Origin of the sequence: Pseudomonas sp. TWR2-1-1 (assembly GCF_049897045.1) — a bacterium.
Classification (GTDB): domain Bacteria; phylum Pseudomonadota; class Gammaproteobacteria; order Pseudomonadales; family Pseudomonadaceae; genus Aquipseudomonas; species Aquipseudomonas versuta.
Genome location: NZ_JAFCVM010000003.1, coordinates 665,709 through 687,148, shown reverse-complemented (window position 1 = coordinate 687,148; position 21,440 = coordinate 665,709). Strand labels below are relative to the sequence as shown.

General features: G+C 59.9%; 20 protein-coding genes. 12 read left to right on the top strand and 8 right to left on the bottom strand.

Annotation, left to right across the window (positions count from 1 at the left end; translation table 11 throughout):
* Window positions 1-7 precede the first annotated feature (7 nt).
* The 11 genes from ACP7BO_RS11185 to ACP7BO_RS11135 all read left to right on the top strand — a co-directional run bounded on the left by ACP7BO_RS11185 (window position 8) and on the right by ACP7BO_RS11135 (window position 12,862).
* A complete protein-coding gene (locus tag ACP7BO_RS11185; RefSeq protein WP_426210327.1) occupies window positions 8-1,081 on the top strand; it encodes an alkene reductase in 1,074 nt (357 codons plus the stop codon).
* A complete protein-coding gene (locus tag ACP7BO_RS11180; RefSeq protein WP_426210325.1) occupies window positions 1,078-2,940 on the top strand; it encodes a long-chain-acyl-CoA synthetase in 1,863 nt (620 codons plus the stop codon). The genes ACP7BO_RS11185 and ACP7BO_RS11180 overlap by 4 nt, the downstream gene beginning before the upstream one ends.
* Window positions 2,933-4,018, top strand: coding sequence for an MBL fold metallo-hydrolase (locus ACP7BO_RS11175; RefSeq protein ID WP_426210323.1), 1,086 nt, complete (start codon window positions 2,933-2,935; stop codon window positions 4,016-4,018). Before ACP7BO_RS11180 ends, ACP7BO_RS11175 begins: the two co-directional genes overlap by 8 nt.
* 80 nt (window positions 4,019-4,098) lie before the next feature.
* Window positions 4,099-5,760 (top strand): DUF1302 domain-containing protein, encoded by a 1,662-nt coding sequence (locus ACP7BO_RS11170; protein ID WP_397456639.1) that lies wholly within the window; start codon window positions 4,099-4,101, stop codon window positions 5,758-5,760.
* A gap of 137 nt (window positions 5,761-5,897) precedes the next feature.
* Window positions 5,898-7,109: a thiolase family protein gene (locus ACP7BO_RS11165; protein WP_073510435.1), complete on the top strand. Its 1,212-nt coding sequence runs from the start codon at window positions 5,898-5,900 to the stop codon at window positions 7,107-7,109.
* A 5-nt stretch (window positions 7,110-7,114) separates the two neighbouring features.
* A complete protein-coding gene (locus ACP7BO_RS11160; RefSeq protein WP_426210321.1) occupies window positions 7,115-8,053 on the top strand; it encodes an OB-fold domain-containing protein in 939 nt (312 codons plus the stop codon).
* Window positions 8,054-8,279: 226 nt separating this feature from the next.
* The gene (locus tag ACP7BO_RS11155) at window positions 8,280-9,170 is read left to right on the top strand and encodes a VOC family protein (RefSeq protein ID WP_426210319.1); all 891 of its coding nucleotides are present in this window, start codon (window positions 8,280-8,282) and stop codon (window positions 9,168-9,170) included.
* A 22-nt stretch (window positions 9,171-9,192) separates the two neighbouring features.
* Complete coding sequence (locus ACP7BO_RS11150; protein ID WP_073510429.1) at window positions 9,193-10,068, top strand: CoA transferase subunit A; 876 nt, start codon at window positions 9,193-9,195, stop codon at window positions 10,066-10,068.
* 11 nt (window positions 10,069-10,079) lie between these two features.
* On the top strand, window positions 10,080-10,877 hold the full coding sequence (locus ACP7BO_RS11145) for a CoA-transferase subunit beta (RefSeq protein ID WP_397456643.1): 798 nt from the start codon (window positions 10,080-10,082) through the stop codon (window positions 10,875-10,877).
* 15 nt (window positions 10,878-10,892) lie between these two features.
* Window positions 10,893-11,798, top strand: a complete 906-nt coding sequence (locus ACP7BO_RS11140; protein WP_073510425.1) for an enoyl-CoA hydratase — start codon at window positions 10,893-10,895, stop codon at window positions 11,796-11,798.
* Window positions 11,795-12,862, top strand: a complete 1,068-nt coding sequence (locus ACP7BO_RS11135) for an NAD(P)H-dependent flavin oxidoreductase (RefSeq protein WP_426210316.1) — start codon at window positions 11,795-11,797, stop codon at window positions 12,860-12,862. Before ACP7BO_RS11140 ends, ACP7BO_RS11135 begins: the two co-directional genes overlap by 4 nt.
* Before the next feature lie 74 nt (window positions 12,863-12,936).
* Here the strand turns inward: ACP7BO_RS11135 and ACP7BO_RS11130 are convergent, their stop codons facing one another.
* The 5 genes from ACP7BO_RS11130 to ACP7BO_RS11110 form a co-directional block, all read right to left on the bottom strand.
* Window positions 12,937-14,043 carry a Gfo/Idh/MocA family protein gene (locus ACP7BO_RS11130; protein ID WP_426210314.1) on the bottom strand — a complete coding sequence of 369 codons (1,107 nt, stop codon included), beginning with the start codon at window positions 14,041-14,043 and terminating at the stop codon, window positions 12,937-12,939.
* A gap of 185 nt (window positions 14,044-14,228) precedes the next feature.
* Window positions 14,229-14,996 carry an SDR family oxidoreductase gene (locus tag ACP7BO_RS11125; RefSeq protein ID WP_397456646.1) on the bottom strand — a complete coding sequence of 256 codons (768 nt, stop codon included), beginning with the start codon at window positions 14,994-14,996 and terminating at the stop codon, window positions 14,229-14,231.
* Between the two features lie 24 nt (window positions 14,997-15,020).
* Complete coding sequence (locus tag ACP7BO_RS11120) at window positions 15,021-16,088, bottom strand: phosphotransferase family protein (protein WP_426210311.1); 1,068 nt, start codon at window positions 16,086-16,088, stop codon at window positions 15,021-15,023.
* A 197-nt stretch (window positions 16,089-16,285) separates the two neighbouring features.
* Window positions 16,286-16,600, bottom strand: a complete 315-nt coding sequence (locus tag ACP7BO_RS11115) for an SCP2 sterol-binding domain-containing protein (RefSeq protein WP_060692234.1) — start codon at window positions 16,598-16,600, stop codon at window positions 16,286-16,288.
* Window positions 16,601-16,655: 55 nt separating this feature from the next.
* Window positions 16,656-17,366 carry a histidine phosphatase family protein gene (locus ACP7BO_RS11110; RefSeq protein ID WP_426210309.1) on the bottom strand — a complete coding sequence of 237 codons (711 nt, stop codon included), beginning with the start codon at window positions 17,364-17,366 and terminating at the stop codon, window positions 16,656-16,658.
* Window positions 17,367-17,573: 207 nt separating this feature from the next.
* On the opposite strand from ACP7BO_RS11110, the gene sohB reads away from it, so the two are divergent.
* Window positions 17,574-18,596: a protease SohB gene (sohB, locus tag ACP7BO_RS11105; RefSeq protein ID WP_060692238.1), complete on the top strand. Its 1,023-nt coding sequence runs from the start codon at window positions 17,574-17,576 to the stop codon at window positions 18,594-18,596.
* A gap of 92 nt (window positions 18,597-18,688) precedes the next feature.
* Here the strand turns inward: sohB and ACP7BO_RS11100 are convergent, their stop codons facing one another.
* The 3 genes from ACP7BO_RS11100 to ACP7BO_RS11090 form a co-directional block, all read right to left on the bottom strand.
* Window positions 18,689-19,183, bottom strand: coding sequence for a DUF934 domain-containing protein (locus ACP7BO_RS11100; RefSeq protein ID WP_060692240.1), 495 nt, complete (start codon window positions 19,181-19,183; stop codon window positions 18,689-18,691).
* Window positions 19,167-20,825, bottom strand: a complete 1,659-nt coding sequence (locus ACP7BO_RS11095; RefSeq protein ID WP_397456650.1) for a nitrite/sulfite reductase — start codon at window positions 20,823-20,825, stop codon at window positions 19,167-19,169. The genes ACP7BO_RS11100 and ACP7BO_RS11095 overlap by 17 nt, the downstream gene beginning before the upstream one ends.
* A 355-nt stretch (window positions 20,826-21,180) precedes the next feature.
* Window positions 21,181-21,396, bottom strand: coding sequence for a DUF2970 domain-containing protein (locus ACP7BO_RS11090; protein WP_073510462.1), 216 nt, complete (start codon window positions 21,394-21,396; stop codon window positions 21,181-21,183).
* Between the last annotated feature and the right edge of the window lie 44 nt (window positions 21,397-21,440).

Here is a 21,440-nt window from a genome sequence, read left to right as displayed (position 1 = left end):
GCCCGTTATGAGCATTTTGTTTGAACCCGTACGATTGGGTGAGCTTGAACTGGCCAACCGGATCGTCATGGCTCCCATGACCCGCAGCCGTGCCGATCAGCACGGGGTGCCGACCGCAGAGATGGTCGAGTACTACCGTCAACGCGCTTCGGCGGGGCTGATCGTGGCCGAAGGCACCGCGCCTAGCGCCAGTGGCCTGGGCTATTGCCGTACCCCGGCCATCTACAACGCCGAACAGATCGCAGCCTGGAAAGCGGTGACCGATGCCGTGCACGCCGAAGGCGGCCTGATCGTGCTGCAGTTGATGCACGTAGGCCGGGCTTCCTGCGCCCAGAACAAACCCGCAGGTGCTGCAACCGTGGCTCCGTCGGCATTGCGCGCACGCACTCAATTGTTTACCGATCAGGCCGGGCTGGTGGACAGCGACGAGCCTCAGGCTATGTCGCTGCAAGACATCGCCGAGGTGATCGGGGAGTACCGTCAGGCGGCCTTGAATGCCCGTGAAGCGGGTTTTGACGGCGTGGAGTTGCACTGCACCAGCGGCTATTTGCCGATGCAATTCATGGCCTCGGGCAGCAACCTGCGCGAAGACCGTTATGGCGGCAGTGCCCAAAACCGCGTGCGCTTCCCTGCCGAAGTGCTGGCAGCCATGGCCTCGGCCATCGGTTCCGGGCGTGTGGGGCTGCGCCTGTGCCCGGGCAACCCGTTCAATGACATCAGCGACGAAGACCCGCTGGCCACCGCCGAAGCCCTGTGCCGGGCGGCCGAGCCGTTGAATCTGGCGTATGTACACATCATGCGCTCGCCCCTGCCCGAGCTGGATGCCTTCGCCCTGGCGCAGCGTCATTGCAGCAGCGGGCTTATTTTGAACGACGGTTTTGACGGCGCCTCGGCCGAGGCGGCCTTGCAGGCTGGGCAGGGTGAGGCGGTATCGTTTGCCCGGCATTTTATTGCCAACCCGGACCTGGTCGAGCGTCTGCGCCAGGGGTTGCCACTGGCCCGCTTCGACCGCAAAACCCTGTATTCGCCGGGGCCTGAAGGCTACAGCGATTACCCGCAGTGCGAAACGGTGGCGCCATGAACGATATGTCGCGTTTCAGTACGCTCGGGGCACCCCGGCAACTGCCCGTGCCGCGGGAACAGACCCAGCAATTGCTGGACCTGCGCTCGGCCGCCAGCGCGCAGATCAAGCCGTCAGACCTGTACACCCTGGCCGATCGTCTTGAGGCCCAGGCACAGCGTTTCCCCGATCAGCCTTTTTTGATCTACGGCACTGATGTGTATAGCTATGCCCAGGTCGACGCGCAGGCCAACCGCATGGCCCACGTGTTTTACGACAAGGGTCTGCGCCCCGGTGATGTGTGCGCGATTGCCATGGAAAACCGGCCGCAGTTTTTCTTCTGCTGGTTTGGTCTGGTCAAGCTTGGCGCCGTGGTGGCGTTTATCAACACCCAGGTCAATGGCAAACCGCTGGTGCATGCGCTGCAGACCACTGATGCCAAGGCTGTGGTGGTGGGTGAGGAGTGTCTGGACAACCTGCTGGCTACAGAGGGCTTGCCGGATGTGCCCTGGTGGCTGATTGAAGACCTTGAGAACCCCCACGACCGCGTGTTACCGGGCTGTGTCGACCAGAGCTTCAGCGAGCAGATTGCCCAAGCTGCGCCGACTCCTTTTGCCCGTGACGTGCGCGCCGCGATTACGGCTGAAAGCACCACGTTGCTGATTTTTACCTCGGGCACCACCGGTTTGCCCAAGGCTGCGCGCTACAGCCATATGCGCTGGATGTCCTCGGGTGACGTGATGGAAGTCACCCTGGGCGCCACCGCCGCCGACGTGTTCTATTGCTGCCTGCCGCTGTACCACGGTGCAGCGGCGACCTCGGTGACCTCTACCGCACTGCGCGTGGGTGCAAGCATCGTGGTCAGGCGCAAGTTCAGTGTGCGTGAGTTCTGGCAGGACGTGCGCCGCAACCACATCACGGTGTTCCAGTACATCGGCGAAATTTGCCGCTACTTGCTCAACCAGCCCGTGGTGGCCGGGGAGCGCGAACACAGTTTGCGCTACATGCTCGGTGCCGGTCTGACGGCTGAGTCATGGCAGCGCTGGCTTGAGCGCTTCGGCCCGATCCAGGTATTTGAAGGCTGGGGTGCCACTGAGGCCAACGCCAACCTGATCAACGTCGACAACTACGTGGGCTCGTGCGGCCGGGTGCCGGACTGGAGCCGGACCAATCTGCGGCTGGTGCGCTATGACGTCGAAAGCGATACCCATCCGCGGGACGAGCATGGCTTTTACCAGCTCTGCAAGCCGGGAGAAGTGGGCGAGGCGATGGGCTTTATTGTCGATCATCCGCAAATCGGCGGAGGGCGCTTCGAGGGTTATACCAGCGCCGCTGCCAGCGAAAGCAAGATCCGCCGCAATGTGTTCCAGGCCGGGGATGCCTACTGGAGTTCGGGGGATCTGTTGCGTTATGACGACGATGGTTATTTCTATTTTGTCGACCGGATTGGCGATACCTTCCGCTGGAAAAGTGAAAACGTCTCCACACTGGAAGTCGCCGGCACCCTCAGTGACTTGCCGGGGCTTGAGTTGATCAACGTGTATGGCGTGCATGTGCCGGGGCATGAAGGCCGGGCAGGCATGGCGGCGATCCTGATGCAGCCCGGGCAAACCTTTGATCCCCAGGCGTTCTACGACCTGACCGAAGCGCGCTTGCCGCGTTACGCCGCGCCGATGTTTGTACGGGTGTCGGCAACCGCCGACATGACCAGCACCTTCAAGTTGCGCAAGGTTGATTTGCAGCGTCAGGGCTATGCGCCGGGGCTGTTTGCCGACCCGCTGTTTGTGCGTGACGAAAGTACCCGCACCTATCAGCCGTACTCGCTGCAAGTGCTGGCCCGGGCCGGACTGGCACCTTTTGCGGGCCATAGCCATGAGTGATATCGACGGCCAAGGCCACGAATGGCGTGACGGCTTGCGCTACCCGTGGCCGCAGGCACCGGCCAACGGGCAGGTACAGGAGGTGGCCGAGGGCGTGTTCTGGCTGCGCATGCCGCTGCCCTTTGGCCTGGACCATATCAACCTGTACCTGCTGCGCCATGGCGATGGCTGGGTGGCGATCGATACCGGCCTGAACAGCGAGCAATGCCGGGCGGTCTGGGAGCAGGTGTTTGTCGAGGTGCTCCAGGGCTTGGCGCTCAAAGCGGTGATCTGCACCCATTACCATAGCGATCACACCGGTGTGGTCGGCTGGCTGGCCGAGCGTTTTCGCTGCCCGGTACTGATGACCCATGGCGAGTTTGAAGCACTGCACCATGGCCCGCCGAGGGCGAAGACACCCGATTGGGCGTTTGTCGATTTTTATCAAAAGGCCGGTTTCAGTGCTGAGCGCACGGCTTCGTTGTTGCCGCTGATCCAGGGCGAGCATTTTCGGCCGCAGTTGGTGGCCGGCTTCACCCGGTTGAGTCATGGCAGCGAGCTGACCATTGGCGGGCGACGCTGGCAGGTCGTGGTCGGCAGTGGTCATTCGCCCGAGCACGCGTGCCTGTATGCCGCTGATGACGGCCTGCTGATTTCGGGCGATCAAGTGTTGCCGCGAATCACTTCGACCATTGCGGTGTATGTCATCGAGCCCGAGGCCAACCCGCTGCGTGACTGGCTGGAATCTATCGAACGGTTGCGGGTCATCCCCGACAGCGTGCTGGTGTTGCCGGCCCATGAACGGCCGTTTTTTAACCTGCATCTGCGCCTGGATCAACTGCGTGACCACCATCTGAACCACTTGCAGCAACTGCTCGACGCCTGTGCGCAACCGCTCACGGCGCTGGAGATGATGGGGGTGCTGTTTAAAAAGCTGTCAGGTCGTTTTGACGAGCTGATGGCAGTTGGGGAGACGTTGGCGCACGCCAATTACCTTATGGCCGAGGGGGCGCTCGTTCGTGAGGAACAGGGAGGGCTGCATCGCTATTTGCAGGCCCGGACAGGAGTCGTGAAGTTCGACCCGCTTCAGTTGTTATGAGCAGGGGCATAGGCGCCGCAAACGCAATGACGCTTGAACCCATCGACGCGACCACCGGGTCGCTAATCAGGAGAGGCAGAGTGATCAATAAAAATAACAATAAATGTCTTGGGCACAGTTTTCAGGTCACCGGCCTGGCGGTTGCCGTTGCGCTGGTCACCAGCCCGGTGTGGGCTGGGGACACTATTGAGTTTGAAGACGGCACGACCATCGACTGGTCGGTGACCACCAGTTATGGCATCGGCATGCGTCTGGGGGACCCCAGCAGCAGGTTGATGGGGATCAACGTCGATGACCCGAACCGTAACTTTGATCAACACAGCCTCACCACCAACCGTGTGGGCGCACTGGGCGAGATGATCCTGCGCAAGGACAACTACGGTGCCGTAGTGCGCGCCAGTACCTTTTATGACGATGTGTATCACCGCTCCAACGACAACAACTCGCCGTCGACGGTCAACAAAACCGGGAGCAACGACGAATTCACCAGCGACACCAAGTATTACAGCGGTGGCCGCACGCGCTTGCTCGACGCTTATGTGTTCGGCGGCTGGCGTTTTGAAAACGACACCATGCTTGACGTCAAGGCCGGGCGGCATATCGAGTCGTGGGGCGAGAGCCTTTACTACCCGGGCGTGAACGGGGTGCAAAACCCCTCCGACGCGGTCAAGGCGGCGCAGCCAGGGGTTGAGGTCAAGGAAGTGCTGCTGCCGGTGGGGCAGTTCTCGGCGTCTTACCGGATAAACCCGAAAATCACTCTGGGCGGCTATGTGCAGTACGAGTGGAAGGGCACCGAATTGCCGCCAGTGGGCAGCTACCTGTCGACCTCTGACGTGATTGGTCCCGGACGCGAATTCATCCTCGGGGCCAACGGCTCGCGGATTAATTACCAGGGTACGGACGAGCCGCGCAACAGCGGCCAGTGGGGTGCTCAAATCCGCTTCCGTCCCACTACCGACCTTGAACTGTCGTTGTTCCATGTGGTGTATCACGACAAAAACCCGGCCACGGCTCTGGTTGGCTATCAACCCCTGGCCTTGGGCAACGGGCAGTACGCGTTCACCACCAATGGCTACAAGGTTAAGTATTTTGAAGACATCAAACTGACCGGTATCAGTGCTGCCACCAAGTTGGGTGAGTACCAGCTGGGTGCCGAGTGGTCTTACCGTGACGGTGCTCCGGTGATGGTCAATACCGGCCTGGGGCCAGTGCCGACCCGGGGCAAGGGCCAGCAGATGCAGTTATCGGCCATGCGAATTCTGGGTGACATGCCGTGGGCCAGCCAGACCACGCTGACCGGTGAAATCGTTACGGTGCGTGTGGATGATGTGGACGATGTATCAGGTGCCCCGAACCTGTTGGGCCTGCCTATTGCTCCAGCGTATGCAGGGGCGATTCAGCCGTCCAATGACTACACCTACAAAACCTCTTCAGCCTGGAAAACCCGTTCTTCCAGCGCTTACACCGTGGGTGCGTCGTTCAGTTATCCGGGTGTGTTCCAGGGCTGGGACCTTGAGGTGCCGTTTACCTTCTCCAACGTATTCAGCGGTGCAGCGCCGATGTCCGGCACGATCTCCGGCGTGGCCGGTGACCGCCGCCTGAGTGCCGGCACCACCTTCAAGTACCTGAGCAACCTGGAAATGTCGCTCAAATACATCGCGTACCTGGGCTCGCCGGACCCGATCTACCGTCCGCTGGCAGACCGTGATTACGCCACGTTTTCGATGAAGTACACGTTCTAATCAAGGTATGCCCCTGTGGGAGCGGGCTTGCCCGCGATTGGATCGCTGCAGCATGTCTGACAAGGCGCAGGGTCTGCATCGCTGGCAAGCCAGCTCCCACAACGGGGCAAATGTGAACCGATAAAAGAGAGAATTCTATGGGGCTTAAAGGTCACGCGGCCATTGTCGGCAGCGCTCAGTACAAACCGGAAAAATACGCCACGGCGCCGCGCATGTTCCATCTGGAGCAAGTTGCAGATCTGGCCGCGCAAGCTTTGCGCGATGCCGGTTTGCAGGCCTCGGACCTCGACGGGCTGGTGATCAACGGCCCGCAATTTCATGAAGCCTCGGTGTTCGTGCCAGCCATGGCTGCCGAATACCTGGGCTTGCGCCTTAACTTTGCCGAAGTCGTCGACCTTGGCGGCTGCACCTCGGTGGGCATGGTCTGGCGCGCTGCAGCGGCCATCGAACTGGGGCTGTGCCAGGCGGTGCTTTGTGTATTGCCTGCGCGCATGGCGCCAATGGGCCCGGATGAAGATCCGAGCTGGATGGCCCGGGCCATGCGCTTCGGCGGCCACAGCACTGCCTTTGGTGCGCCCGAAGCCGAGTTCGACTTGCCCTACGGGCACATGGGCCAGAACACCGGCTACGCCATGATTGCCCAGCGGTACGCCGCGCAATATGGCTACGACCCGCGAGCGCTGGCCAAAATCGCTGTTGATCAGCGCACTAATGCGCAGTACAACCCGCAAGCGATGTTTTACGGTCAGCCGTTGACCATTGAGCAAGTGCTGGCAAGCAAGAAAGTGGCCGATCCGCTGCATGTACTGGAGATCGTGATGCCGGTGGCAGGCGGTGCGGCGCTGATTATCGCGTCAAAGGAAGTGGCTGCCCGCGCCCGCAAGCGGCCGTCGTATATCACCGGTTTCGGTGAGCATCTGGCCTTCAAATCGCCGTCCTATGCCGCCGACATGGTGCAAACGCCAATCGGTCCTGCTTCGCGCCGGGCGTTCGACATGGCCGGGCTCAAGCCTGCGGATGTGGATGCCGCGCAAATCTACGATTGCTACACCATCACCGCCTTGCTGACGCTGGAAGACGCGGGTTTTTGCGCCAAGGGCGAAGGCATGAGTTTTGTCCGCGAGCACGACCTGACCTGGCGTGGCGATTTCCCGATGAACACCCACGGCGGCCAGCTCAGTTTTGGCCAGGCCGGTTCTGCCGGCGGCATGTCGCAAGTGATTGAAGCGGTTACCCAGATCGCCGGGGAGGCAGGCGAGCGTCAGCTTGCACAGTGCGACACGGTGTACGTGTCAGGCACCGGCGGGGTGATGAGTGAGCAGGGCGCATTGATACTTCAGGGAGCATGAATCCGATGTCGAACAACAAACCAATGCCGGTCCCGACCGAGATTTCTGCACCGTTCTGGGAAGGCCTGAAGGCCGAGCGCCTGTTGATTCAGCAATGCAATCAATGCAGCCACTGGGTTTTTTACCCGCGCCGGCATTGCCCGCAATGCCTGGCCCATGAATTGACCTGGCGTGAAGTTAACGGGGAGGCGACGTTGTACAGCTTTACCGTGACGCGCATCGCCACCCTGCCGGACTTTGCCGATGAAATGCCGCAAATGCTGGCGGTGATCGAGCTGGCTCAAGGGGTACGGATCAACAGCAATCTGGTGGGCCTGGACGAGTCTGAAGTCAAGATCGGCATGCGTCTGCAGCCGGTGTTCGCCGAGGTGGACGCCAAGGGGACGCGGCTGTTGCGCTTTACCGGGCTGGATAAAGACCCGCAGGCCCTGAAGGCCTTGCCGGCGGCAGTCGAGCAGCCTGCGGTTGCAGCGCCGTCGGTACGCCGCATTGCACTGGATGACGAAGCGGCGTTGCAAGCGCTGGTCAGCGATACGTTCAGCCCCTGGAGCAACCAGATTGTGGTTGATCAGGGTTTGATCGACGCCTTTGCCCTGCTGTCGGGGGATGACTACTGGATTCACACTGACCCGGAACGGGCCCGCAAGCAAAGCCCGTTTGGCGGCACCATTGCCCATGGAGCGCTGGTGCAGATATTGCAGTCGCGCATGCAATTGAAACTGGATTATGAGATCACCGGTTTCAGCAATATGGTCAATTACGGCTCGGACCGTTTGCGCTTTCCGGCGCCGGTGCCGGCAGGCTCGATCATTCATTCACGGGCGCGGGTAAAGCGCGTGGAACGGGTTAAAAGCGGCACCCAACTGACCCTTGAACTCAACACCCACGTGCTGGGCAGCGAGCGGCCGTCAGTGATCAATGAGCTGGTGATTCTGTATATGTGATCCCCGCGTTACCTGTGACCTGTGACCTGTAGGAGCGAGCTTGCCTCGCGAGCTTTTCTATCGCTAAAAGCTCGCGAGGCAAGCTCGCTCCTACAGTTATGAGGTATCGACGCGTTGAGGTTATGCAGTGTCGCCAATGGCTTTAGTCTCAACGGACGATGAGCCCGGCAACCTTCCTTCCCATACTGCTCCAAGCCAACAAATACAGGCTTTGAGGAGCAGGCACATGATCGACATTCGTGGTTTGAGCTACTTCGTTGCAGAGTCCGCCGACCCGGTACAGTGGCAGCGTTATGCCGAAGATGTGCTCGGGATGATGGTCACTGCAGCACCCGCTGGCGGTTTGTACGTGAAGATGGACGAACGCCCGTTCCGGATGTTGATCGTGCCTGGCGGTGAGTCACGCTATCTGGCATCCGGCTGGGAGCTGGCCAATGAGAAGGCATTCAATGCCGCTATCGAAACCCTGGATCAGGCCGATGTCAGCTGGCGCCCGGGTACCCCGGAGCAATGCGATCAGCGCGGTGTGCAAGCGTTGCTGCACGTCACCGACCCTTCGGGCAACCGCCATGAACTGAGCTGGGGCCATCGCTCCGATTGCCAGCCATTTGTTTCCCCGCAAGGGGTTCCGGGGTTCATCACCGGTGATATGGGCCTGGGGCACACCGTTCTGCCTGCAACCAACTTCGATGCCACCCTGGCCTTTGCCAAGGACGTACTGGGCTTCGAGTTGTCGGACATTTTCAACTTCCGGCCCGACCCGTCGGCGCCGCCGATCCGTATCCACTTCCTGCATTGCAAAAACAGCCGTCACCACAGCCTGGCCCTGGCCGAGTACCCGGTGCCGTCCGGCTGCGTGCATGTGATGGTCGAGGTCGAGTCGATGACCGAGGTGGGCCGTGCCCATGACCGGCACCTGGCGCACAACGTGCCGCTGTCGGCCACGCTGGGCCAGCACCTGAACGACCGCATGACCTCGTTTTATATGAAAACCCCTTCAGGCTTTGACCTGGAGTACGGCTATGGCGGCTTGCTGGTGGATTGGCAAGACCACATCGCTTTTGAATTCACCCGGGTCAGCCTGTGGGGCCACGATTTTTCAGTCGGCCAGCAGTAACAGACCGGTTAAGGAGTAACCCATGAACAAGCAAATGACAGCGGCAGACGTGGTCGGCCAATTGCGTGACGGCATGACTATCGGCTTTGGCGGCTGGGGGCCACGGCGCAAGCCGATGGCAATAGTGCGCGAGATCCTGCGCTCTGACGTCAAGGACCTGACCGTGGTCGCGTATGGCGGCCCTGAAGTGGGCATGCTCTGTGCGGCCGGCAAGGTCAAAAAGCTGGTGTTCGGTTTTGCCACCCTCGATGCGATCCCGCTGGAAGCCTACTTTCGCAAGGCGCGCGAGGCCGGTGAGCTGGAGCTGATGGAGCTGGATGAAGGCATGCTGCAGTGGGGCCTGCGGGCCGCCGGCATGCGTTTGCCGTTTTTGCCGACCCGTTGCGGCCTGGCCACCGATGTCAGCCGCCTGAACCCGGACATCAAGCAGGTGCAGTCACCCTATGACGACGGTGAAGTACTGCTGGCGATGCCCGCGCTGAACCTCGATATGGCCTTTTTGCACGTCAACGTCGCGGACCGCTTGGGCAACACCCTGATCACCGGGCCCGACCCGTATTTTGACCATCTGTTCGCCCGTGCCGCCAGGCAGTGCTTTGTGTCGTGCGAACGGATCGAGGAGCGCTTGAGCCTGGATGCCGCCCAGGCCCGCTTCAATACCTTTGAACGCTATCTGGTCAGTGGTGTGGTGCATGCGCCGTTTGGCGCACACCCGACGTCGTGCCCGTCCGATTACGGCTGGGACATGAGTCATCTCAAGCGCTATAGCGCCAGTGCCGGCGAAGACGGCGGCTGGCAAGGCTATGTCGCAGAGTTTGTGACACCGGGCGAATCCGCCTACCAGGCCAGCAATGGCGGTGCCGACCGGCTGGGCGCTTTGCCGCTGCCAGTGTTTTGAGGAGTATGAACATGACTGCGACTTGCGAATTTACCCTTGCCGAACTGTTGATCGTGGCTGCCTGCGAAGCCTGGCGCGATAACGGCGAAGTGATTGCTTCCGGCCTGGGCGTGATCCCGCGCCTGGGCGCGAGCCTGGCCAAACTGAGCCACAGCCCGGAACTGTTGATGACTGACAGCGAGGCCTTCCTGGTGGAAGAGCCGGTTCCTTTGGGGCCGCGTGGTGATTATGTGCCGCGTTACTCGGGCTACCTGTCGTTTGAGCGGGTGTTTGAGTGCGTGTGGGGCGGACGTCGTCACGCCATGATCGGTCCGACCCAGGTCGACCGTTGGGGCCAGACCAATCTGTCGTGCATTGGCGACTATCAAAAGCCCAAAGTGGCCATGCTGGGGGTGCGCGGCCTGCCGGGCAACAGCATCAACCACATCAACTCGTTCTTCGTGCCGAGCCATAACACCCGGGCATTTGTGTCCGGTGAAGTGGACATGGTGTCTGGCGTGGGGTTCAAGCCAGAGCGTTGGGAAGAAGGCATGCGCCGCGACCTGATGGACATCCGCCTGATCGTCACCGACCTGTGTGTGATGGATTTTGGCGGCCCGGACCACGCGGTTCAGGTGCGCTCGCTGCACCCGGGGGTGAGCTTTGAACAGGTGCAGGACAATACCGGCTTCCCGCTGCTCAAGGCGGCCGATATCAAGCAGACCGTGGCGCCTACCCCGGAACAATTGGCGCTGATCCGTCGACTGGACCCGCATGACTATCGCGCAGCCGCGCTCAAGGGTAATCCACCCGGCATTCGTCAGGCCTGAAGGCAAGGACTCCAGATGAACAGCGACAGCGAATTTGTGCAGCGGGCTGATACCGCTGTGTATGAGACTGAAGAACCGGTGCTGTATGGCGTGGCGGACGGGATTGCCACCCTGACCCTTAATCGGCCGACGGTAAACAACGCGCAAAACTCGCAGATGACCTACGCGCTGGACGATGCCTTTCGCCGGGCGGTGAATGACGATGCGGTGAAGGTCATCGTGCTGCGCGGCAACGGCAAGCATTTTTCGGCCGGGCATGACATCGGCACGCCGGGGCGCGACATCAACAAGCCGTTTGAGCGTGCGCACCTGTGGTGGGATCACACCAACAAGCCTGGCGGCGAGTACCTGTACGCCCGTGAGCAGGAGGTGTATCTGGGCATGTGCCGGCGCTGGCGCGAGTTGCCCAAGCCGACCATCGCGATGGTGCAGGGCGCGTGCATTGCCGGTGGGCTGATGCTGGCCTGGGTGTGTGATCTGATCGTGGCCAGCGACGATGCGTTTTTTCAGGACCCGGTGGTACGGATGGGCATTCCGGGGGTGGAGTACTTCGCCCATCCCTACGAACTGAACCCGCGCATTGCCAAGGAGTTTCTGTTTACCGGCGACCGCATGAGCGCCGAGCGCGCGTATCAGATGGGCATGGTCAATCGCCTGTTCAGTCGTGATGCGCTGGAGGCGGGCACTTATGCGCTGGCAGCGGCCATTGCCAAACAACCGCGCATGGGGCTGGCACTGACCAAACAAGCGATCAATCACGTCGAAGATTTGCAGGGCAAGCGCACGGCGATGGATGCGGTGTTTGCCTGGCACCACTTCGCCCACAGCCACAACGAACTGCTGTCGGGCGACAAGCTCGGTGGCTACGACGCCAAGGCCATGATCGAGGCGAACAAGACGGCTGCCGGAGAGCGTCGATGAGTGAGTATCTGCAAACGGCGCTGACCGACGCCCTGGGTTGCCGCTACCCCATCGTGCAGACCGCGATGGGCTGGGTGGCGGACGCCAATCTGGTGATCGCCAGCACCCGTGCCGGGGCTTTCGGGTTTCTGGCGGGGGCGACCATCGCTGCCGATCAACTGGAGGCCGAAATCCAGCGCGTGATCGAGGCCACCGGTGGCAGTAATTTCGGCCTCAACTTTCATATGTTCCAGGAGAACGCGGCGCAGTGCGTGGACCTGGCGATCGAGTACCGCTTGCGTGCCGTCAGTTATGGGCGCGGGCCGGATCGCCACACTATTGAGCGCTTCAAGCAGGCCGGGGTGCTGTGCATTCCGACGGTGGGGGCACTCAAGCATGCGCTCAAGGCGGTTGAGCTGGGCGCGGACATGATCACGGTTCAGGGCGGTGAAGGCGGCGGGCATACCGGCGGGGTGCCGAGCACCATTTTGCTGCCCCAGGTGCTGGATGCGGTACAGGTGCCGGTGATTGCCGCCGGAGGCTATTCCACCGGTCGCGGCCTGGCCGGAGCATTGGCCAGCGGGGCGGCCGGGATTGCCATGGGCACGCGGTTTTTGATGACCCGGGAGTCGCCTACCCCTTTGGCGACCCTGGAACGCTATGTGAAAGTCAAAGATGCGCAGCAGATTCGCGTGACCTTGGCGGTGGACGGGATGCGCCACCGGATGATCGAAAATGCCTTTATCAATCGTCTGGAAAAGGCCGGAGCTTTTGGCCGCTTGCGCATTGCGCTGGGCAGTGCCTGGCAATGGAAGCAACAGACCGGCATGAGCCTGGGGCATATGTTCAGTGTGTTTGCCCAGTCGGTAAAGGAAGATCCGGGCGCCTTGTCGCAGACTGTGATGGCGGCCAACCAGCCGGTGCTGTTGCAGCGCTCAATGGTGGACGGCGTGCCGGATGAAGGGATCTTGCCCAGCGGGCAAGTGGCGGCGGCGATTGGCGAGCTGAAAAGTTGCGATGAGGTGATTCAACAGATGGTGCTTGAGGCTGAGCGTTGTTTAGGGCGCTTGCATAGAACCCTGTAGGAGCGAGCTTGTCTCGCGAGCTTTTGGGGTTAAGAGCTCGCGAGGCAAGCTCGCTCCTACAGGTTGGGGTGGGGTTAGAGGGTTACCCAGCGCTGTTGCTGTGCCGCTTCGCGAATGGCCGATGCCAGCCGTTCTACCTGCCAGGCTTCTTCAAAGTCGGGGCCCGGTGCGGGGTTGCCGGCGCAGGCCTGGATCAGTGCATGGACTTCCAGGGTTTTCAGTTCGTTGTATCCCAACTGATGGCCTGGCGCAGGGCTGAACGCGGCATAGCCGGGTAATTGCGGCCCCGCCAGAAGCCGTTCAAAGCCTGCCTGGCCGACTTTGCACAGGTGCAGTTCATTCAGGCGTTCCTGATCGAATTTAAGGGTGCCGCGGGTGCCGCTGATCTCGAAACTCAGGTGGTTCTTGTAACCGTGCTTGAGCCAGCTGCTGCTGAACGTGCCCCGCGCGCCATTGCTGAAGCGCAGCAGGGCGTGGGTCTGGTCGTCGATCAGGATGTCGCGCAGTTCGCGGCTGTCGCGGCTGGCCGGGCGTTGTGCGTGCACGGTCTGGCTGTCGGCGCACACAGCTTGAACATCCCCCACCAGATAGCGCGCCATGGCCAGCAGATGGCTGCCCAGGTCGGCCAGGGCGCCGCCGGCATGACCCGGCTCGCAGCGCCATGACCAGGGCTGCGCCGGATCGGCCATGAAGTCTTCGCTGAACTCGCCCTGAAAACTGATGATGCGGCCCAGGTCGCCGCGCTCAATCATCTGTTTTGCCAGCACCAGCATCGGGTTGTGTTGATAGTTGTAACCCACTCGAGTGACCACGCCTGCGACTCTGGCGGCGAGGTGCATGTGTTCGGCCTGTTGCAGGCTGACCGCAAGGGGTTTTTCGCAATACACCGCTTTGCCTGCCGCGATGGCGGCCATGGCCATGGGGAAGTGCAGGTGGTTGGGGGTGGTGATGGCGACAATGTCCACGGCCGGGTCGGTGATCAGCTGTTGCCAGTCGCCATGGGCGCGGGCAAAGCCCCAGGCGTTTGCGCAATGTTGTGCGCGTTCGGCGTCTGCATCGGCCAGCGCTGCAAGGTGCAATTGCACCGGCAGTTCAAACGCAGCGCTGACATTACGAAACGCCAGCGCATGGGCCCGCCCCATAAAACCGGTGCCAATCAAACCAATACCAAGTGCACGCATAGCCTGGATCCTTTGAATTGTTATGTTCAGGGAGGGCTATTAATGGAATAAATATTCTGGAATATCAACTGGTGGAATTGAATTATTGCTTTGGCTCTGTAGGAGCGAGCTTGCTCGCGAGCTTTTGGGGGTTAAGAGCTCGCGAGCAAGCTCGCTCCTACAGGGGGGGCCGGGGTTGGTTTGGGTTATGAGAGGTAGCCGCCGTCTACGTTCAGCGACACGCCGGTGGTGTAACTCGAGGCGTCGCTGGCCAGATACAACACTGCACCGGCCATTTCGCCGGGTTGTGCCACGCGCTTGAGCGGGATCTGTTGCAGTGCGGTCTTGAGGATGGCGTCATTACTGACCAGGGCCGAGGCAAATTTGGTGTCGGTCAGGCCCGGGAGCAGGGCGTTACAGCGAATCCCGTACTGCGCGCACTCCTTGGCAAACACCTTGGTCATGTTAATGACCGCGGCTTTGGTCATTGAGTAGACCCCCTGGAACACGCCCGGCGACACGCCATTGATGGAGGCTACGTTGATGATGCTGCCGCCGCCGTGGTCGCGCATCAGCTTGCCGGCCTCAACCGACATAAAGAAATAACCGCGAATGTTGACGTCCACGGTTTTCTGGAACGCACTCAGGTCTGTGTCCAGGACGTTGCAGAATTGCGGATTGGTCGCCGCGTTGTTGACCAGAATATCGATGCGGCCAAATTCTTCGCGGATCCGGGTAAAGGTGCGGGTGATCTGTTCCATTTCGCCGATATGGCAGGCGATGGCCGTGGCTTTGCCGCCCTCGGCGATGATCGCATCAGCCACCGGCTGGCAGCTTTCTAGCCTGCGGCTGGAAACAATCACATGGGCGCCCTGTTGGGCCAGCAGTTTGGCGATGGCCTCACCGATGCCGCGACTGGCTCCGGAAACAAATGCAATTTTGCCATCAAGGTCGAACAGTTGAGTCCTGGACATGTTGATTCCCTGGTTGTCGCGGGTTTAGAGGCTGGATGAGTGGATGAGGTTGAGGCTCATTTGCTCAAGCAGCGCATTCATCTGCACAAAGGACGCGAAGCGCTTGTCCCGGGTCTGGCCGTGGTAATAGCGGTAATAGATTTGCTGAACGATACCCGCCAGACGGAACAGTCCGTAGGCGTAGTAAAAATCGTAGTTGTCTATCTGAATACCGGTGCGCTCGGCGTAGTAATCGACAAATTCCCGGCGGGTCAACATGCCCGGGGCGTTGCTGGGCTGGCGCCGCATCAGTTGAACCGGTGCCGGGTCGCCGGCTTCAATCCAGTAGGCGAGGGTGTTGCCCAGATCCATCAGCGGATCGCCCAGGGTCGTCAGCTCCCAGTCCAGCACGCCGATGATTTGCATCGGGTTGGCGGGGTCGAGGATCACGTTGTCGAAGCGATAGTCGTTATGAACGATGGCCGGGGTCGGGTGATCTGCCGGCATTTTGGCCTGCAGCCACTGCTTGACGGCTTCCCAGCGCGGGGCATCCGGGGTCAGGGCTTTTTCATAACGCTCGCTCCAGCCGCTGATCTGGCGCTGTACATAGCCTTCAGGTTTGCCCAGGTTGCCCAGCCCGCAGGCGTTGTAGTCGACCTGGTGCAATTGCACCAGGGTGTCGATGAAGCTCTTGCACAGGGTCTGGGTGGCGTCGGCAGTCAGCGCCAGTTCATCGGGCAGGTCGGAGCGCAAAATGATGCCCCGGACCCGCTCCATGACGTAGAACTCGGAGCCGATCAGGGTTTGGTCCGTGCAGTGGGCAAAGGCTTTGGGGCAGTAAGCGAAGGCATCCTTGAGCTGGTTAAGAATGCGGTATTCGCGGCCCATGTCGTGGGCCGATCGGGCTTTTTGGCCAAAGGGCGGGCGACGCAGTACCAGCTCCTGATCGGGGTATTGAACCAAGTAGGTGAGGTTGGACGCGCCCCCCGGAAACTGGCTGACCACGGGTTGCCCCACAAGCCCCGGGACATGGGCCTTGAGGTAAGGATCGATGCGGCTGATGTCGAGTTCTTCACCCGGGCGGATGCCGGTGGAGGAGTCAGTTAGCGCCATGTTTATCTCTTCTGCTTATATTTGTGGCTGGGTAACATTCGCTAATCTAATGGTCGACCGGGCCCGGGACAAGCCGGGCACGGCCTTAATAGGTGCGGGTGTTGATGGGCGATCAGCGGGATTGATAAGCGTTGAGTAAAGCGAGGCGAAAAAAAACCGAAGCGCGTGGTCTTCGGTTTTTTGCTGTTGCGTGTGGCTTACGAAGGGAACAGTTCGCTCAGCTTCATGGCCAGCATCATGTCGCCTTCAGCGCGCAGTTTGCCGCCCATGAAGGCTTGCATGCCATCGGTTTCGCCGCTGACGATGCCGTCCAGGGTTTCACCGTCCATGACCAGTGTGACTTGGGCGTCCGGGTTCTCGCCTTCTTTGAGTTCGCAAGTGCTGTCTTTAACGATCAGCGAGAAGTTTTTGGTGTCATCAATGCGAAAACCGAATACCAGGTCCAGACCGGCAGCAGCGGCTGGGTTGAATTTGGCTTTCATTGCTTGAACGGCATCAGCTACAGAAGTCATGGTTCGATCCTTTTAGGTTGGTTTACTGCGACCCGCAGGTCGCGGTTGCCGACGCTCAACGATAGGTGATGAGTGACGGCGTCTTCAACAGTTGCAGGTGCACATGACTGTTGAAGGAAGCCAGAACGACCTCGCGGCCATGGAACTTGAGCTGGCTGAGCGAGGTGTTAGCAATTTGCCAGGTCAGCTTGAAGGCATCGCTGGCCGGAATTTGCGTCAGTATGTGCAGCAAAGCAGTGATGGTGCCACCTGAGGTGAACACGGCGATGGTCTGCTGATTGCGGGCCAGGTCGAGAATCCGGTTCAGGCCTGCCTGAACCCGCTCTACAAAGCCCAGCCAGGTTTCAAGTTCGGGGGTGTCATAGGTGCCGCTGAGCCAGCGCGCGATGATCAGTTCAAAAATGCGCTGGAACTCTGCCGGGTTGTGGGCGGCATTATTCATGGCCGTTATGGCGTCAGGTTCATCTGGCAACAGGCCAGGAAGCAGGGCGCCAAGCACCGCGAAAGCGTCAAATTCGTTGAATGCCGGGTCAATCTCATGGGCGGGAACGGGCAGTCCGGCAGCCGTGAACTGTGCCAGTGCATGACGCGCGGTGTCTTGCTGGCGCAGCAGATCGCCCGAGATGCAGCGATCAAAGCGCAGGTCCAGGTCAACCAGATGCTGGCCAACGACTTGTGCCTGACGCACGCCCAGGGGCGACAGCATGTCGTAGTCATCAGCACCGAAGGAGGCCTGGCCATGTCTTATCAAATAGATGCTGCCCACTTTCGCGTCATCCCGCTCAGTTGAAAGTGTGGCGAGGTTAGGAGGAAGGCAAGAACCTGTCAATGAAAAAACATACGCTCGTTTGAATCGCCTGTATGGGCGTCCCTTGACCCTGTATCGCGGCTGGCAGGGCGAAGGTCACGCCGGTATGCTGGGCGTCATTGCGCGGCCCTAACCCGAGGGTCGTACGCTAATTAAGGAGAGGCTGTGGAATTTTTTGCCGATTACGCCAGTTTTCTGGCCAAGACCGTGACGCTGGTGATTGCCATTGTGGTGGTGCTGGTGACGATTGCGGCATTGCGTGGCAAAGGTCGCCGTCGCTCTGCAGGGCAGTTGCAGGTCAGCAAGATGAACGAGTTTTATAAAGGCCTGCGCGACAAGCTGGAGCAGTCGTTGCTGCCCAAGGATCAACTCAAGTCACTGCGTAAACAGCAGGCTAAAACCGACAAGAAGTTGAAAAAACAACCGGAAGAGAAACCGCGCGTATTTGTGCTGGATTTCGACGGTGATATCAAGGCTTCGGCCACTGAAAGCCTGCGTCACGAAATCACCGCGTTGCTGACCCTGGCCACCCCGGCCGATGAGGTGGTGCTGCGTCTGGAAAGTGGCGGCGGCATGGTGCACAGCTATGGCCTGGCGTCGTCGCAACTGGCGCGTATCCGTCAGGCGGGCATTCCGCTGACCATCTGTATCGATAAGGTCGCGGCAAGCGGCGGCTACATGATGGCGTGTATCGGTCAGAAGATTATCAGCGCACCCTTTGCGATTCTGGGTTCGATCGGGGTTGTGGCGCAGTTGCCCAACGTCAATCGCCTGCTGAAAAAGCACGACATCGATTACGAAGTGCTGACCGCCGGCGAGTACAAGCGCACCCTGACGGTGTTCGGCGAAAACACGGAAAAAGGCCGGGAGAAGTTCCAGCAGGATCTGGACATCACCCATCAGTTGTTCAAGAACTTTGTCGCCAAGTACCGTCCGCAGCTGGCCATCGATGAAGTGGCCACCGGCGAGGTCTGGCTGGGGGTTGCAGCGGTCGACAAGCTGCTGGTGGATGAGCTGAAAACCAGTGACGAGTATTTGTCGGAGCGCGCCAGGGACGCTCACCTTTACCACTTGCACTATGCACAGCGTAAAAGCTTGCAGGAGCGCGTTGGCCTGGCGGCCAGCAGTTCGGCAGAGCGGGTGGTTGACTCTTTGTGGAGCCGTTTGACTCAGCAGCGGTTCTGGTAAGTCTGCTGTCTTTCGGGACTCTTTGAGCCACGTAAGGACTCAGGAGTTGCCCGTGTCACAGGCATGCCATGTGACACGGGCGCGTCAGGCGATCAACGACGACGGAACAGCGGCATCGGTTCATCGGTGGAAGACTGGTAGGTCACCGAAAAATCTTTCAGGCCTTGCAGTGCTTCATACGGGTCTTTGTCGGCACGAATGGCAAACGCATCGAAGCCGCAGCGGTGCAGGTAGAACAGCTGGTCGCGCAGGACATCGCCAATCGCGCGCAATTCGCCTTTGTAACCATAACGGTCACGCAGCAAGCGGGCGTTGGAGTAGCTGCGGCCATCGGTGAAGGCGGGGAAGTTCAGGGCAATGACCTGAAAGTTAGCCACGTCCTCGCCCAGTTCCTCGGCTTCTTCATCGCTGTCCAGCCATACACCTAGGCCGCCATCACGGGCCTTGAGTGCCGGGCCATGTTCGCGCCACAGCGCCAGCGGCACGATCAGGTCGTCGCAGTTGGAGATGTCATCAAAGCTGACGTCCTTTGGCAGCAAGTGCCAGGTTTCGTCGATCACTTCGTTGTTTTTAATTATTCGCTGCATAGACGCGCTCCTTGAAAGGGTCGATGCCGATACGCTGGTAGGTGTCGATGAAGCGCTCATCTTCGGTACGTCTTTCAACGTACACATCGATCAGCTTTTCGATCACGTCCGGCATGGCGTCCTGGGCGAACGAGGGGCCGAGAATTTTGCCCAGGCTGGCATCACGGCTGGCGCTGCCACCCAGAGAGACCTGGTAGAACTCGGCGCCTTTTTTGTCTACGCCCAGAATCCCGATGTGACCGACGTGGTGGTGACCACAGGCGTTCATGCAGCCGGAGATGTTGAGGTCCAGTTCGCCGATGTCGAACAGGTAATCCAGGTTGTCAAAGCGACGCTGGATCGATTCGGCAATCGGGATCGACTTGGCATTGGCCAGCGAGCAGAAATCACCGCCAGGGCAGCAAATCATGTCGGTCAGCAGGCCGATGTTCGGCGTGGCGAAGCCTTGCTCGCGCAACTCGCCCCACATGGTGAACAACTGGTTTTGTTCGACGTCGGCCAGGATGATGTTCTGTTCGTGGGAGGTGCGCAGTTGACCGAAGCTGTAGCGATCGGCCATGTCTGCGATGCCGTCCCACTGTTTGTCTGTCACGTCACCCGGCGCTACACCCGTAGGTTTGAGCGACAGGGTCACGGCGACATAGCCCGGCTTTTTGTGGGCCAGGGTGTTGCGGCTGCGCCAGCGGGCGAAACCCGGGTGCTGCTGGTCGAGTTCAGCCAGTTCAGCGCTGAAGTCGGGCAGTACTTTGTAGTCAGGGTCGACGAAGTGCCTGGCGATGCGCTGGACTTCAGCCTCGGTCAGGGTGTTCGAACCACCGCGCAGGTGAACCATCTCGGCTTCAACGCGCTCGGCGAACACTTCCGGGGTCAGGGCTTTTACCAGGATCTTGATCCGGGCCTTGTACTTGTTGTCACGACGGCCGTAGCGGTTGTAAACCCGCAGGATGGCTTCGAGGTAGCTCAGCAAGTCTTGCCACGGCAGGAATTCGTTGATGAATGCGCCGATCACCGGAGTACGGCCAAGACCGCCGCCCACGAGTACGCGGAAGCCCAGTTCGCCGGCGTCGTTGAATACCGGCTCCAGGCCGATATCGTGCACTTCAATGGCGGCACGGTCAGAGGCAGAGCCATTGATGGCGATTTTGAATTTACGCGGCAAATAGGCGAATTCAGGGTGGAACGTGGTCCACTGACGCACAATCTCGCACCATGGGCGCGAATCGATCAGTTCATCGGCAGCCACACCGGCAAACTGGTCGGTGGTGACGTTACGCAGGCAGTTGCCGCTGGTTTGAATGGCGTGCATTTGCACAGTCGCCAGTTCTTCCAGGATGTCCGGCACGTCTTCCAGCGCCGGCCAGTTGAATTGCACGTTCTGGCGGGTACTGATGTGGGCGTAGCCCTTGTCATAGTCGCGGGCAATTTTGGCCATCATTCGCGCTTGACGCGAGGTCAACTGGCCATAAGGCACGGCAACCCGCAGCATCGGGGCAAAACGTTGAACATAAAGGCCATTTTGCAGGCGCAGGGGGCGGAACTCTTCTTCGCTCAGCTCACCTGCCAGATAGCGTCGGGTCTGATCCCGGAACTGCTTGACGCGGTCCTCGATGATCCGCTGATCGTACTCGTCATATACGTACATATAGGTCCTGTTCTCAGGCTGCTAACAGCTTATCTGCGCGCACGGCCGCGCACTCCCCACGGAGCGAGGCACGATACCAGTTTGTAGTTATGCGCAAAAGTGATGTTTAAGCATATGCAAAGAACCAAAACGACTATAAGAGTCTGATTCTCAATGCCTTACTTGTGAGGAGGACATTACTGAACTTAACTGAGCGCAAGTCTTCAAGCATTCACCCATAAAACCGAAAAAAGGCGATGCGATGAGTACTCCAGTCAAAGTGCGTAAAAGCGACAGCAAGGTCGATGCATGGGCCATTCTTTTTCTGATTATCCTGGTGGTCTCAACGGCCATTTTCTGGGTGAGTCATCAGTAATCAAACCCCTGCCAGATACAGCACCAGCTTCACGATCCCGAACAGGGCGAGCGCGAAGCACAGGGTAAACAACAAGCCCAGTATCAGAAACTGACCGGGCTTGCCGTGGGTGAAATCACGGGAGCGGTTTTTTGCGCTTTGCACGCCAAAAGCTGCAGCCATCACGCTGTGCAGCACTTGCCAGAAGGTAGGTGGCTTGTTGGCTGGATCGTCCATACATCCCTGCGCTATTGAGTTGCTGTGAGCACAGCATAGTTCAA